We start from the raw sequence: 251 nt of genomic DNA, 5'->3' as shown, positions 1-251 counted from the left end.
ATTATTACTTTTAACAACGTATTGTCTTATCCAAATTTGATAAAACACCCCAGTTTATATTCAATGGCTTATGATAATTTAGCCTATACAAAGTTTTTACAAAATAAAGAATACAACGCTGAACCAGAATTACTTAAGACTTTAAAAATTCGAGACAGTACAAATGATGTTTCTGGACTAAATGCAACTTATTCTCATCTATCCGACTTTTTCAAAGATCATAATCCGGAGAGGTCTTTATTCTATGCAAA

At 29.5% G+C, this 251-nt stretch carries 1 protein-coding gene; it reads left to right on the top strand.

All coding sequences use genetic code 11. The features are described 5' to 3' along the window. Positions 1 to 63: 63 nt before the first annotated feature. On the top strand, positions 64 to 251 hold a 188-nt coding region (locus SB772_RS43740; protein WP_410838994.1), incomplete at its 3' end, for a hypothetical protein.

Source organism: Paraburkholderia sp. SIMBA_030 (genome assembly GCF_046535245.1).
Taxonomy (GTDB): Bacteria; Pseudomonadota; Gammaproteobacteria; order Burkholderiales; family Burkholderiaceae; genus Paraburkholderia.
Note: the sequence above shows the minus strand (reverse complement) of the source record. Positions and strands in the feature narration are given on the sequence as shown.